This window comes from Paenibacillus sp. FSL H7-0716 (assembly GCF_038002705.1).
Classification (GTDB): Bacteria; Bacillota; Bacilli; order Paenibacillales; family Paenibacillaceae; genus Paenibacillus_AQ; species Paenibacillus_AQ odorifer.
On record NZ_JBBODA010000009.1, the window covers coordinates 25,035 to 39,933 of the forward strand.

Sequence of the window (14,899 nt, forward strand, 5' to 3'; positions counted from 1 at the left end):
AAGTTCTCTTGTTTTTTTGCCTGCTTTTAGCGAGTAGGGTCGCATTCTATAGGCTCCGCAGATGAAACAGTCCATAGGTTACCGCAGAAACTGCGATTTGCGGCTCATATTGCCAAATGGTCTCTTGTCGGCGCCGATTATACTGCTCTTGAGTCGCTAGGCGTTTTTCTTCGTCAGGCTCCTTCAACAGCTCTCCATAGTAGACATCAATGATATCCAGCTCAACCCTTAGCCGCTCACGTGCCTGTTCTGCCCAAGTGTAGTCCAGTTCGGCTAACTGAGCGGTAAGATTAGTTTCCAATAGTTCGGTAGCGGCTGCTACTGTCATTTCATAAGGCTGGATATGCACATTTTCCGGCAAGCGTGGCATCATCTCTTTTGTGGAAACTTTTGCATTAAAGTCATCAATGATGGTTCCCTTTGTTAGGGAGATGCCAAGATAATGGAGTTCTTCACGTTTCAAATCGCAGCTCATCTCCACTTTATAGCAGACACTAAGCCATGGTTCGTAAGCGGCAGAGAACAGCGTGTTTCGCTGCCTGCTGCCCGGGTCCTCAAATAAATAAAGGCATTTCCCTTCGTCCCTAGCGGCGTTCCAAATCTGTTGCAATCGCTTGCTTCCGTAAATAATATCCTCTCTGCGGATCATTCCTGGCCCAATTCGTGGGAGTGCCGGCACAATGCCGAAGTAGCGGGCTAGGATACTTTCCTCCGGGTCAGTAGATGGAGCATTCACTGCTTCTGAGCCCGGGGAGGCGGATTCGAGTAAGTCAGCGCTGGCCTCTGCATCGTTTGTTACACCTGTAGTTAGGCTTCCGGTGACAACCTGATTCAAAATGCCAGCACTACGATTTGCAATGGGGGGAATCTCTACAGCAGCTTGACTGTCGTATTTTTCCGGATCAAAAACAAAGGTGAAAGAAAGGGTCTCAGGATCTACACCTGTGCGCTCCACGAATCCCCAATAATACGGCCGGTCGGTGAGCATTTTGTCAGCTCTAGGTGATAATTTCACAGTTACGTGAAGGGGCGAAGCCTCAATGATGGAGCATTCAGTGGCTTCAAGATAGTCCATCACATGCTTGCGTACTTCCTGTGCGGTGAGGGTCATGTCGCAGTCCCACTTTCTTTTTTAATACCCTGTGTCAATTCACTGAGGGATTCACCAATATGGTCCAGCTCATGCCGCAATTCTTCGTCGGAGCGGGATTCGAGCATGATTTTGTATAAACTTTTCTCCAGCGATTCCTTCTTTTCAAAACGTTCCAGGATTACATCCAGCCCGCCAATCACCATTTCAAACATATTGATTTTCTCATGCAGCAGATGCAGGATATGTTCTTCAATCGTGCCTTGCGTAGACAAGTTGTAGATCACTACGTCATTTTCTTGCCCTAACCGGTGGACACGGCCGATACGCTGCTCCACGCGCATGGGATTCCAAGGCAGATCAAAGTTGATCATATGGTGGCAAAATTGCAGGTTTATCCCTTCACCACCGGCTTCCGTAGCAATCATAACTTGAGCCCGGCCGCGGAAAAGATCCATCATCCAATCTTTTTTGCCACGGTTCATGCCGCCGGAATAAGAGACACACATCAGCCCATGTTCACGGAAATACTGTAGTAAATACTCTTGAGTTGCGCGATATTCCGTGAAGACGATGACCTTTTCATTCATTTCTTGAATGAGGGCTAAGGTTGTTTCAGCTTTAGTGTTTGTTTTAACGGTACGGAGGGTCTGTAGCAGCTCCATCATCCGGTCTCTTTTTGGTGAATCCGCAGGCAGCTTTTTGATCAAATTAACTAAAGTGATAAAGACGGCATCCCGGCTGCTGCACACCTCACGTTGAAGGGTTACCAGAGAAAGCATGCTGCTAAGATTGCCGCCGGATTCCTGATACTGGTCTTTGACAAAGGAAGTAACACTGTTATACAAATCTTTTTCTTCTTGGGAGAGAACTAAGGGAATATTACGGACTTTTCGTTTCGTGAAATTAACTGGACCTTCACCACGGCGATTGCGGATCATGACCTTCGAAAGCTCGTCCCGCAGTTGACCTTCATTCTTGGGCTGGCGTTTATCAACCACGAAATTTGAGGCAAAATCGCCCTGATTTCCAAGTTGCCCCGGCTTCAGTATAGTGATCAGATTAAAGAGTTCGCCCAGATCATTCTGAACGGGAGTCGCGGTGAGCAGCAGGCAATATTTTTTGCGTAATTGCTGTACAAATAGATAATTGGTCGATTTTTTATTCTTCAGCTTGTGAGCTTCATCAATGATCAACATATCGTATTCATTTTCCAGCAAGATTTCCTTATGCGGATCGCGTTTGGCGGTATCCATCGATGCGACGACTATGGCGTTGCCCCAAGAATAGGCCTTTTTCTGAGCGACAGCAGTGATGCCGAATTTCGCATTCAGCTCACGAACCCATTGCAATACTAGAGAAGCAGGTACGAGAATAAGCACTTTAGAGACAAGACCGCGAACGAGATATTCTTTCAGCACCAGTCCTGCTTCAATGGTTTTGCCAAGTCCAACCTCATCTGCAAGAATCGCGCGGCCTGACATTTCGAACAGAACCTTATGCGCTGTATCCAGCTGATGGGGAAGAGGGGACAAGCCGGATAAATGCTTCATACATTGCAGCTCATCGAAGCTCGTTACTAGACCTGTTTCCTCTCCTTGTACGGCAAGCTTTGATAAACGGTAGTCTCCCCATGGGCCGCCCTTTTCCAATTTGAGCTCCAGATCTTGCAACCAATTCCGGTCAAAAGAAAGAGGAACAGGCAGTATCGGCGCGGGTGTTCCCCCTTGCTGGGGTAGAGAATTACGGAATAATTGCGTCATAATGCAGCCTCCTCAAGCTCGGATTTATATCACCATTCGTAAGAGTAGTATGCTCGTAAACGAGAGAATTCATAACCTCCTATTTTTCACGATAGCCTTTAAAAAAGAGAGCAAGAGCGAGAAAAAGCAGCAACGTTTGCGATAATTCGGCAACTTGACTCTATTTTCGAATAAGACCTTCGATACAATATGTGGTATAGTTTAAAAGCTGACGCACACAATATATTGTGACAAAAGCTTGAAAATGTATTTTTTATAGAGTGCTTAGCTGGTATTTGTTATTGACAAGATGAGCTTCCTACATACACCTGTTAAGCAGCGGAGGATGGTAAGGGAGTTTTTGTTGTGGGCCCATACCTTGGACCGGAAACTAATATCTACTACACATGCGGGAGGTTTTTTTATTGAGTAAAATGGAACGTAAGCAACGCCTTGAAGGGCTAAGTGAAAAAATATTTTTGGATCGTTATGCTTGGAAGGATGCAGACAGCAACAATGCTAAAGTAGGCGATGTTGTATTGGTGCTGACCAAAGATGATCCGAAGTTTCCAACTAAGGAAGTCGGAGAAATTGTGGAGCGCAGTGGTCGAATTGTAACTGTAAAGACGCGCAGTGGCGAGCTTGTGAAATCGGATGTTGAAAAGTTGACCCTTAATATAGAAAAAACTCCTGAGGAAATGTGGGACCGTCTATCCACAGCGATGGCTTCTGTAGAGAAGACACCTGAGCTTCAAGCGGAATGGGCAGGCAAATTCCGTTCAATCCTGGATGATTGGAAGCTTGTGCCGGGTGGACGTATTGCGGCTGGTGCAGGTGCTAGTGAAGAATTAACATTGTTCAACTGTTATGTAATCCCTTCTCCAAAAGACAGCCGTGGCGGCATCATGCAGACTTTGTCTGAAATGACGGAGATTATGGCTCGTGGTGGCGGTGTGGGCATTAACCTGTCTTCATTGCGTCCTCGTCGTGCGATTGTTAGAGGGGTTAATGGTTCATCCAGTGGTTCTGTATCTTGGGGCGGTTTGTTTAGTTATACTACGGGGCTTATTGAGCAAGGCGGCAGCCGTCGTGGTGCGCTCATGCTGATGATTAATGACTGGCATCCCGATGTTGAGGACTTCATTACCGTGAAGCAAACGATGGGCCAAGTCACTAATGCTAACCTTTCGGTATGTGTGAGCAATGGTTTTATGAAGGCTGTAAAAGAAGATCTGAACTGGGATTTAGTATTCCCGGATACAACCGATCCTGAATATAACGAAATGTGGGATGGCGATCTCGACAAGTGGAAAGCTGCCGGCAAAAACGTTATCCATTATCGCACTGTAAAAGCGCGTGACGTGTGGCGTACGATCATTGAATCGGCATGGAAATCCGCTGAGCCGGGCGTTGTGTTCATGGAATACTATAACCAGATGTCTAACAGCTGGTATTTCAACCCGATTATTTGTACGAATCCGTGTGGAGAGCAAGGCCTGCCAGGCTGGGGAGTCTGCAATCTGTCTGCGGTGAACCTGTCCAAGTTCTACGATGAGAAAAATCATGATGTAGATTGGGAAGATCTTGCGACTACAACACGTTATTCGGTCCGTTTTCTGGATAATGTAATTGATAAAACACCTTATCATTTCCCGGAAAATGAAGCGAATCAGAAAAAGGAACGCCGCGTGGGTCTCGGAACCATGGGATTGGCGGAGCTGATGATTAAATTGAACATCCGTTACGGCAGCCCGGAATCGTTGGAGTTTCTGGACAAGCTATACGGCTTTATGGCTCGTGAAGCCTACCTTGCATCGGCAGAAATTGCTGGAGAGAAGGGTTCCTTCCTAGCTTTTGATACTGAGAAATATCTAATGAGCGGCTTTATGAAAAATATAGTCGAAGCGTATCCAGAGGTTGGCGAAGCGATTCGTGAACATGGTATGCGTAACGTTACAGTGATTACACAAGCACCTACAGGTAGTACAGGTACAATGGTAGGTACTTCTACGGGAATTGAGCCTTATTTTGCCTTCAAATATTTCCGTCAAAGTCGTCTTGGCTATGATGAACAGTTTGTTCCAATCGCTCAAGAGTGGCTGGAAGCTCATCCGGGTGAAGAGCTGCCGGACTACTTTGTAACTTCGATGGATCTGTCAGCTAAAGATCATATTCGCGCGCAAGCAGCGATCCAACGCTGGGTAGATAGCTCTATTTCCAAAACAGCGAACTGCCCGTCTGACTTTACGGTTGAGGAGACGGCTGAGCTATATGAAATGGCCTTTGATCTAGGATGTAAGGGGGTTACGATCTACCGCGATGGAAGCCGTGACGTTCAAGTGCTGGAAACCACGAAGAAGGAAGACAAAAAAGAAGCCGCTCCGGTTGCGGCAGAGGAAGCTGCAACTACTGTAGAAGCTAGTACAAGTGTGGTAGCAGCAAGTCCAGCGCCTCAAGTGACTACAAAAGAGGCGGATAAACAATACAAAAAACGTCCGCAGGTTCTGCGCGGCGCTACCTATAAAATCAATACACCATTTGGGATGGCATATATTACGATCAATGATCTTGATGGAATACCGGCTGAAATCTTCCTGAATGTAGGTAAAGCAGGTTCTGACGTCTTTGCTATGGCAGAAGCATTAGGCCGTGTCTGCTCCTTGTTCCTCCGTTACGGAGATCATGGTGAGAAAGTGGAGCTGTTGATCAAACATCTGAAAGGCATTGGCGGATCAGGAGCTATCGGCTTCGGCGCGAATCGTGTTGAATCCATTGCTGACGCCGTAGCTAAGGCACTGGAATCACATGTGCTGAACAATGCTCATGATGATCATGTACCTGCTCCTATTGCGGCAACTTTGGAGCTGGAGGATTTCAATGAAGCGTTAAATGCGGAGTTAAAATCGAGCGTTCCGTCAGCTACGGAAGATGGACATGGTGGTCATCATGCGCATAACCATGCTACGGCTTCCCGTGACCTTTGCCCATCCTGCGGCAGCGCCTCGCTGATTAATATTGAGGGCTGTAAGACTTGTGGCAATTGCGGGTATAGTCGTTGTGGGTAAACGGTAGAGCCGATAAGTGTTTTATGGGAAAATGTGTCTGTTGTAATTAGTTTTGTCATTACTTGGAGATTAATTTGTCACCATATATGAATATGATTTGTCATCGCCTGAACCTTTATTGGTTCAGGCTTTTTTTATTTATTCAAACATCTCACTGTACTAGTTTAACCATATTCTCCTTTGGAAATAATTGAGGTTATGAGCCAACGAAAGATGGAGTTAGAAATGTCATTTTTTATGATGGGGAGGGTTAGCCTTTGGACTGGCTGAGCAAAAAAACATGGAGGAAAGAGGATGAACTTTATTCACCAAAGCGAAAAGTCAATAATAAAGGGAGCCGAAATTTTCCTCATATTATTGGGTCAATACCTAGCCGGAAAATGGAACGGCATATTCCCTACGAGTCTTTGTGGGGGGAATGCTTGTTTTATTATTTGTTGGAGTTGGATCCTTTAACAGTTAGATACTATCCACAACCTGTTTGGGTCCCATACCAAGTGATGAATTCTCGATTTGAATTGGAAAAAAAAGGGCATGTGCTTGATACATTAGTTTTCAGGCAAGGAAATCCTCCTCATTTGTACCAAATAAAAGGTGGCGATATCTTTGTAGAACAACAACCACATCTTTATAGTGCATGTATGAACTATTGTATTAAGGAAGGATGGGGCTATTCTGTTGTGAGACCAAAGTTACTTCCCGAGACAGTGAAAAGAAACATACAGCTAATTATGCATTACAAGCAACAGAGAGAGTACTACAACATATATATCCATGAAATTATGAAGAAAGTAGCTTATTTTAAAGACCCCACTATTGAATATCTTGCTAAGAGCTTTATTGCAAAGGTAAATGTTAGGGACATAATTCCATTAATTTACCATCTGATCTTTTTAGGTGAATTAAAAGTGGATTTGCTACAGCCACTAGATTTATTCAGTAAAGTTTCTAATGGTAATTTATCTCAATATTTATTGCCTTACTTTAATATGGAGGGTGACATCCTTTGAAAACTATGAGGTTATGTATAGATGATACGTTTGAGTGGTGTGGTTCTAAATTTTATGTTTATGATTTTGAATATCCTTCAGTACTTTTTTTTAAGGATGATGGGGATAAAAAAATTATAAGAATGAATCACCTGTCTCTCATTTCTGACCCAACATTTAAGGTTAAAAAAAATGATAGGAAGTCATCTTTAACATCCATAGAAACTGAGAATAATATGAGAGATCTGTTAGATACTTTACCAGAAAAGCGAAAAGCTCTAGCAATTAAAAAAAAATCAATTATTGAACCAATCTTAATCTATGATGATGTGATGTCAGGTAATTTGTATGCCGCGCAGACATTTTATGAAAAATTTCAGTGTTATCTCAACAAAGGAGAAAAGCTGGATAGACTGGGTAAAAAGGAACTTGTTGAGCGAGTTGCAGCTAAACACGATTATTCTGCTAGACAAATTTTCCGTTTACTTGCAGCTTTTAATAAATCAGAAACAGAACGAGAACATCATGGAATAGAAGGACTCGTCTCCAAAGCCCATCTAAACACACATAATCGTGTAGGTGAGATAGCCATTCCACTCGCGCATCCTAAAAAATCCGAACTCATTCTGGATACGATTTTTATAAGGTTACCTACTGAGTATGTACCAATTCTAAAACGGGAATTGGAAAAATTCATAGTTAAGAAGCGGCGTAAAGTTAACTTACTCCATGAAAATATTGAGATTGCATGTACAGCGGTTGGACTAAAGCCTCTTGAGTACGACACGGTGTATAAAATTGTTGACCGGATAGATAAATACGTAATGGAACGTATCAATAAAGGAGATATTGCAGACCCAAAGTTAATAAAAGAAAAAGCATCTAATCAATTTGCTATGGCTCCTCTGCATGTAATTGAGTTAGATCATGCTAGGTTACCAATTACCTTAATTGATCCTGAAACAGGTGCGGAATTAGGCGAACCATGGTTAACTCTAGGTATATGTGTGTTTACTCGGATGGTTTGGGGCTTCAATTTATCTTTCAACGAGCCATCAGGTCAAAAAGTAATGCGTACTTTGTTAAATGGTATTTGTTTTAAAAATGCAAAGGAAAAGTATGGGACAATTAACGATTGGGAAATGCATGGGTTTCCAACAGTGATTTTTATGGATAACGGCTCTGATTTTACGAGTACTTATGTGAAAAGTATGATTGAAGATGTGTTGGGGGCTGAACCAAGATATCGTCCAATTGCTACTCCACGTTTTGGCGGAGTAATCGAAAGGTATTTTGGGACGGTTAACACATCCTTTTTGAACCAATTGTTAGGCACTCGAGAAAAGAATGACACAGATAAAGATACCAAAGAAGAAGCTAGGTTGGAATCTATTTTAACTTTAGATAATTTAAGGGAATTGTTAGTTCATTACATCACAGATGTATACCACCACAAACCCCATGAAGGTCTTCCAATCGAGTGTGATACCCCAGTAGCAAGACTGTATACAGCCATGGATACAATGGGAAGTTTACCATTTATTTCAGAGGAAGATGAACCGTATTATAAACTGCAACTTCTACCAACCGATATGAGATCATATCGTCAAGATGGCATTAGATTAGATAATGTAAAGTATGGTTCACCAGAGACAACTAGGTTTATTAGCAAGAAGCAAAAAAAGAACTGTAAAATAAAATTTGATGATGACGATATATCTAAAATCTTCTTGTTAGATCCCAAATCTATGCTTTACATTGAGGTTCCTGCAATTAGTCCACCAGCTGAAGCTATTCAGGGGATGAGTAGAAGATTATATGCAAAAGTACGTAAAAATCTCATCGCTGAAGGAGAAATAACTAAACAACAGATTCCTGGTTCAGCTCTTGTTAGCAAGGGAAAGTTGAAGATACGTGAGAAATATAATCAAATGGTTTCTACCAATACATCGGCAAGGCGACGGGCTTTAAAGCAGGGATTTGATCTCCAAGTCGGAAACAAAACTGGGGATTTTGCTAAATCTCAAGAACCTATATCTAAAGTTCAACAGCTAGTTTTGAAGTTAAATACTGAGAAGGAGCGGAAATAAAAAATAACCCTAATGAAGGGTTATTAGCTTTAATATTTTAATACAAGGTTCCTAAGGTTGGTTTTTAATCGCTTTACTTATTCAAGTAAAGTATCTATATAAAAACTAGAATACTAAAGAAACCTTATATGAGAAGCATTGGTGTTCTGTTTATAGACAATTTCTTGAGGAAATAATTCTACTTAAAAAGAAGGAGGATAATTTTGTGGCGAATTTACCTACTATCTATGAAGACTTTCAAAACAAAGTGACAAATCTTTATGTTGAACATCCTGAAGTTAAAAGGATCTGGAGTAGGCTAGATCGAAACAGGAAGATTAAGCGCGCGGGAAATAATAGCGACGATTCTCCTATAAACTTGTTCATTGAGGGGTATTCTGGCGCAGGGAAAACACAATGTGCAAAAAAATATCTTCGTCGTAATCCTATTATCACCAAGTTTGACAAAGATGGTGGTCAATATGATACGCGACCGGTATTGTATATGACACTACCAGTACCCTTTACTTATAAAGGCTTTTACAACAGTATTCTGAAGAGTATCGATAAAGACTTCCCGTTATCAAATCTAGATGTCGATCGGATAAAAAATCAAGCATTTTCTCTTATGAAGAGTTTAGAAGTCGAAATGCTGGTTATAGATGAAATGGATTATCTCTTAGCATCAACATATGTTCAACAAAAAGCAGTAATGGAGAATATTAAAGATATCGCTAATTCCGCTGATGTTTGTCTTGTCTGCATTGGAACACACGCTATTGAAATTTTAAGAACACTTAATACACAGCATCAGCGTCGATATCCGAAAACTGTACTTGATCATTTCACAGCATGTAATAAAGACTTCTTTGATTTTTTAATGTCGGTAGAGGAACAACTCGCATTACCACCAGATTTAGGCAGGTCACTGGAATGGTCTAATCCAAATAGCTCTTTCGGCCCATTAATTTTTGAGATAACAGGTGGGCTTGTAGGATGGATAAAACCAATTCTTCGAGAGTCAATGGATTTAGTTGGCGTATTTAATGATGATTTTCATGATTTCTCAATTCTTAAAAATATAAACGGAGATATTCTGATACAGGCACAGGCTAATATAATTGGTAGTTACGCTGTGGATGATATGGAAAAAATATTGAATATTAACTGTGAAAGGTGATTATTTATGAGGGACCATAGACAACTATGTATCAGACCTAAGTTGTTTGATGATGAAAGCCTATCCTCTTTTTTAATGAGAATTGCCAAGGCCTACTACACAAGCGTTAGTGTAGTGTGGAAGTGTTATGGACATCAAAGGAGAGCTGCATATCGTGTGGATTTATACTCTTCAAATGCACTCGATATAAAAAAGATATGTGGGCATATGAACAACAGCGCGGAGCATATACGTTCCGCAACTTTTTATAATTTGATAATTTCTTTTGTCGAAGAAAACGATGTAAGGCCTCAAGATTTTTTTGGGAATTTAGTCGAAAAAAAAAGGCGCCGTTTTTGTCCCTGTTGTCTTGCTGAACAAACATACTACCCTTTGTTATGGCAGGTTAATGAGTTAAAGCTATGCTTGAAACACAGTTGTTATTTAGAAGATTCTTGTCCGGTTTGTAAATCACCTATTCCATATGTTGCAGATGGACTTGCAGAAGGAAAGTGTCCAAGTTGCCAAAGCTCACTGGCCCAGAAAATACACTATAGTACTGATGCAATAGAGATGCAGGAACAAACTACCTTATATTCGGAATGGAATTTTATGTTGAGCAATAAGTTTACAATTCATCACAAGACGAAGTCATTGACTAAAGGCCGTTACGTGTGTGCCAAACTGCTGTTTATAGCTCAGGGCCTCGAACCGATGTATAACCGCCTACATATTACTCTTAAGAGTAAGCGCAGAAGCGAGTTATTAAGGTATGTGAATGGACAAAAAGAACAGCATGCAATTACACTACCATTTCTTCGCCATGCTCTTCGGACTCTAGGAGTGAGAACTGAGTTTTTTTATGAGACTATGGTACCTGATAGCTATTTAAAGAGTATTTTTAATAGTGAAAAAGTAGGGCCTTGTCTTTCTCCATGGTGTAAATCATACAGAACTGCCGCTGGTATGATCTCGCTATTCCATAAGGGAAGGTCTTTTCATTCCAACTATGAACTATTGAGAAGTGCTCACATGTGCAGGCACTGTTCCTTAAAATATGGATATAATGATTCAGGCGTTTGGGTAGAGAAAGGAGAAGTTATTAGCGTAGCATTTTATAAATGTGTACCATTATTAAATGCTGGTTTTAAAATTAGCCAAATAGCAAAAGCGCTTGGAATAGATCAATATAGAGTTTCTCTTTATGCAGCATACTTAGTACAGTATCAGTTAGTGAATGAGCATGTTATAAGTTATTATAAGAGAGATATGCAAGATCTAGAACCTTTACCATATTTCCAAAAAATAGCTGAGATGAAAGGATGTAAGAGTCATCTAACAAAAAAATTATTTAATTGGAACAAACGTGAATATCTTTATCATCAGTGGCATCCGGAGGTGCAAGCGTTCTTTGTTCGACCATATGTAAATAAGAAACATCTAGAGTTGAGAGTTAAGGAAGAGAAGCAAGAACGATCTAAAGTCAAATCTCTGGAATCTGAAGTGACATTGATTTGGGAAAAAGCGAAATTGATTGTTATTCAGTTAGAACTGGACCAAATAACAATTAGTGACAAAGACTGGTATACGAAGCTTGGAAGAGGAAAAAGATGGATTGGTGATAATATGCCTGATCTTAGGGAGTGGTATTCGGGTAAGAAACTTCAATTAAAAGAAACTTATAAAAAGGAACAAACACGAGCAAAGTTAAATATGGCAATAAAGGTTATGTGTAAGTTATTCAGAAGTGGTTTGCCATTGACAGAATGTGGAATTAAGTTAGAGACTGGTTTTTGCAGTCGATATGGGGGTTTTTTAGCCATCCAGAATAATATAGCAAATACTTTGCAGCAAGCTCAATTAACCGTTGAGGAAATCGAAGAAATTATGATTCAGAAACCTTATCCAGAAGAATGGATAAATATAATTAATCGATAACTCAATCTTCATCTTTTTAACTGAGCACGGTAGAGCAATAAAAGTAATGCCGATTATTATTATGAATGAGTCGTGGTTTTTAATATCAATGAATTAGTTAAGATATTTAGCCTAATATTATATTTTTTAAAAACTAACGCGCAAAAGGCGTTATCATTACATGCTATCTATTAATTTAGTTTTATTTGTTTATTCTATTTGGTATATATGGTATTTTTTAACTTTTTGAGTTGATTGAAAAAATAAAAGCAAAAATTAAGGACAATAAATCGGAATCCTGTGTCAATTATGGTCCGAATAACTCGTTTAGAATATTCTTAGCTTTCCTAATCTCCTTTGTATTAAGGGTCAATAATAGTTTAATAATTTCATCAATATCCTGGGATTTACCAATAGATTTTCGTTTCGTTTTAGTGTATTCAAATAATTCATAAACTCCAACATTTAATGCTACAGCAATCTTCTGAAGATTCAATGTTGTAATGTTATTTTCAGCGCGTTCAACTGCACCAATATACGTATAATTAAATCCTGCTAATTCTGCCAGCTGCTCCTGCGTCAATCCTCGTTCTTTTCGTAGATCTCTGATGCGTCGCCCCAGTAATTTCAATACCTCATCTGCCACTTATCCCACCTCTACTAAAGTGTAGACAAGGCGAAACACTCCATACATGGGTGTATAAATAGTTTTTTAATATAATACTATTTATACTATGTATATTAACTAGATTACTAGGCAATGATACTAGTAATAATCAGAAGAGAGGTGTACAAATTGAATTTATTGAGTGATCTCCTTTTACGAGATACTGCAGAGGTTACTGAAAATGGAATCTTTTATAAGGATAAATTCTATACATGTAGTGTAGCCCTTCGAGAACAGTGGTTTTCTAAAGCAGCAAAGGTGGAAGTATGGTCTATTCCTATCTATTTTGATCCGACAGATGCAGACTATATACTGCTCCAACTTCAAAATGGATTTTTATGCATAGGGAACTTATTAGTGAATGAATCATATATGTATGACACAAAAGACTACTTTAATTTAATAGAGCAAGTTAAAAAAAAGATGAAAAATCGAAGAGGTAGATTGAAATGATTTTACCTATACGTCCTATTCATTTTGCAGACGAAAGTATTTCTGGATACTTCTTCAGATTGTTAAGATTAAATGGTTTTCATTCCCCCATTCCTTTACTATCATTGTTGAAGATTACAAATTCCCAAGCGAAAAATAATTTTTTTACGGTAGATTCAAAAGTACTCTTAGCCAAATTAATAAATAAAGATGAGCAATTTTTTTATACAGGTAAAAATCAACTCTCGACTCTACTAGATAAGAAAAAATATTATACTAGTTTGTTTTTACTTAATAGAATCAAATATTGTCCCCTATGCATAAAAGAATCTTATTATCATAGAGAGCTATGGATATCGTTACTAATTAGTGTTTGTCCTCATCATGCAGTTGTATTGCAGGATGATTGTCCGAATTGTAAATCAAAAATCTCAATGAAATCATTTTTTAATGGTTTTTGTGATAAATGTTTTTTTGCTTATATTAATACTTCGCCACAAAATCAAGAGAGTAAACTATTCAATAAATACCAAATGCAACTATCCAATATATTACAAGACAAAGGAGAGCTTAATGCTTCGAATTGTAATCTTGTAGATTATATTGAACTGATGCTGAGAAGTTATCATATTATTTCAGGCGGGCTAGATCATCTCGGAACGTCTGTAAGTTCCATAAATAGTTTTTATAATCGTTCAAATACAAAAAAAGATAGTAGGTTAATTGCACTAACTTTTGCCAATGCCATGTGGATGTATGATGAATTTCCAAAAAACTATTATGAAATATTGGATGAATTCATAGTACGTAACTCAAAAAAAGAACTTTATGAAAAATTAAAAAGATATGAAGTGATCTTCAACAACGAATCATACAATCTGATAAAAGAAACGTATCAGGAATTTTTTCTGAATAAACTAAACAATGGTGTAGTTCGTAAAGATTTTTCAGTTTTTAAAAAAAATCCGGAACTGCTTTTAAATCGAAAATTTCTGAGGAGAGAAGAAGTGAAAAACCTTACTAGAATGACATATGGGAAAATCTCGAACTTAAGTAATAACAATGAAATACATCTTAATCAGACTTCCAACGGAGAAAGAAAAGGTTACTTTGTAGAATCCAATTCTCTTCATGTTTTTCTTGTCAAAGAATCACTAATGATTACAAAAAAAGAAGCCGCCCTTTTAGTCGGATTACATTCTTCAACAATTAACAAGCTAATTGAAGCAAAATTGCTTGATGTTCATTCGAATTATAGTCAATCAAAAATCATCGATCGAACCCAATTAAACGAACTCGTAAATAACTGTTTAGGTCAGAGGGTACCTTCTAAACCGGACAATGTGGTATCTTTTCATGAGGTTTTAATCAAGCAATCTGTGAATTTTCTGAAAGTTGTTGATCTTATCCAATTCACCTTAGACGGAATATTACATCCAATTCGCATATCTGATGATCGAAAGTTAACAAACAATTTTTACATTGAAGAAGAAATTGATATCTGTTTAAAAAACATAAAAGAGAAGTTGTCCACCGAAAGAGGTATTACTTTTCAGGATCTTATGAGAGTACTTCATATAGGTGAGAAAAGACTTTGGAAAGTTCTGAAAAGTAATGGCATTGAAGCTGATTTTACGCTCATCATGAAGGATGGACGTAAAAGATACTATTTTAAAAAGCAAACAACCGAAATAATTTTCAAACTCCTTCGACGGAATGCATAGTTCGAATTTATTCATACCTATTAAATCTAGATATAATGTATTAAA

At 39.1% G+C, this 14,899-nt stretch carries 10 protein-coding genes; 7 read left to right on the forward strand and 3 right to left on the reverse strand.

From position 1 onward, the window contains the following. Positions 1–46: 46 nt before the first annotated feature. Both MHH60_RS13935 and MHH60_RS13940 read right to left on the reverse strand, forming a co-directional pair. Positions 47–1,111, reverse strand: coding sequence for a YqhG family protein (locus MHH60_RS13935; RefSeq protein ID WP_076133571.1), 1,065 nt, complete (start codon positions 1,109–1,111; stop codon positions 47–49). Next, a complete protein-coding gene (locus MHH60_RS13940; RefSeq protein ID WP_076129985.1) occupies positions 1,108–2,853 on the reverse strand; it encodes a DEAD/DEAH box helicase in 1,746 nt (581 codons plus the stop codon). The genes MHH60_RS13935 and MHH60_RS13940 overlap by 4 nt, the downstream gene beginning before the upstream one ends. Before the next feature lie 413 nt (positions 2,854–3,266). Here MHH60_RS13940 and MHH60_RS13945 point away from each other — a divergent pair, with 413 nt between their 5' ends. From MHH60_RS13945 to MHH60_RS13965, 5 genes are all read left to right on the forward strand, one after another. Continuing rightward, on the forward strand, positions 3,267–5,897 hold the full coding sequence (locus MHH60_RS13945) for an adenosylcobalamin-dependent ribonucleoside-diphosphate reductase (protein WP_232061517.1): 2,631 nt from the start codon (positions 3,267–3,269) through the stop codon (positions 5,895–5,897). 257 nt (positions 5,898–6,154) lie between these two features. Then, on the forward strand, positions 6,155–6,907 hold the full coding sequence (locus MHH60_RS13950; protein ID WP_076133569.1) for a hypothetical protein: 753 nt from the start codon (positions 6,155–6,157) through the stop codon (positions 6,905–6,907). Between the two features lie 5 nt (positions 6,908–6,912). Next, positions 6,913–8,976 carry a Mu transposase C-terminal domain-containing protein gene (locus tag MHH60_RS13955; protein WP_256715062.1) on the forward strand — a complete coding sequence of 688 codons (2,064 nt, stop codon included), beginning with the start codon at positions 6,913–6,915 and terminating at the stop codon, positions 8,974–8,976. A 205-nt stretch (positions 8,977–9,181) separates the two neighbouring features. After that, entirely contained in the window at positions 9,182–10,135 is a 954-nt protein-coding gene (locus tag MHH60_RS13960) for a TniB family NTP-binding protein (protein ID WP_076133567.1), read from the forward strand. A 42-nt stretch (positions 10,136–10,177) separates the two neighbouring features. Beyond that, positions 10,178–12,052, forward strand: a complete 1,875-nt coding sequence (locus MHH60_RS13965; RefSeq protein ID WP_179088858.1) for a TniQ family protein — start codon at positions 10,178–10,180, stop codon at positions 12,050–12,052. A 286-nt stretch (positions 12,053–12,338) separates the two neighbouring features. Here the strand turns inward: MHH60_RS13965 and MHH60_RS13970 are convergent, their stop codons facing one another. After that, complete coding sequence (locus tag MHH60_RS13970; RefSeq protein ID WP_076133565.1) at positions 12,339–12,677, reverse strand: helix-turn-helix domain-containing protein; 339 nt, start codon at positions 12,675–12,677, stop codon at positions 12,339–12,341. Between the two features lie 150 nt (positions 12,678–12,827). Here MHH60_RS13970 and MHH60_RS13975 point away from each other — a divergent pair, with 150 nt between their 5' ends. Together MHH60_RS13975 and MHH60_RS13980 are read left to right on the forward strand one after the other, a co-directional pair. Beyond that, a complete protein-coding gene (locus tag MHH60_RS13975; protein ID WP_076133564.1) occupies positions 12,828–13,151 on the forward strand; it encodes a hypothetical protein in 324 nt (107 codons plus the stop codon). Continuing rightward, a complete protein-coding gene (locus tag MHH60_RS13980) occupies positions 13,148–14,854 on the forward strand; it encodes a TniQ family protein (protein ID WP_076133563.1) in 1,707 nt (568 codons plus the stop codon). The genes MHH60_RS13975 and MHH60_RS13980 overlap by 4 nt, the downstream gene beginning before the upstream one ends. Positions 14,855–14,899: the final 45 nt, after the last annotated feature.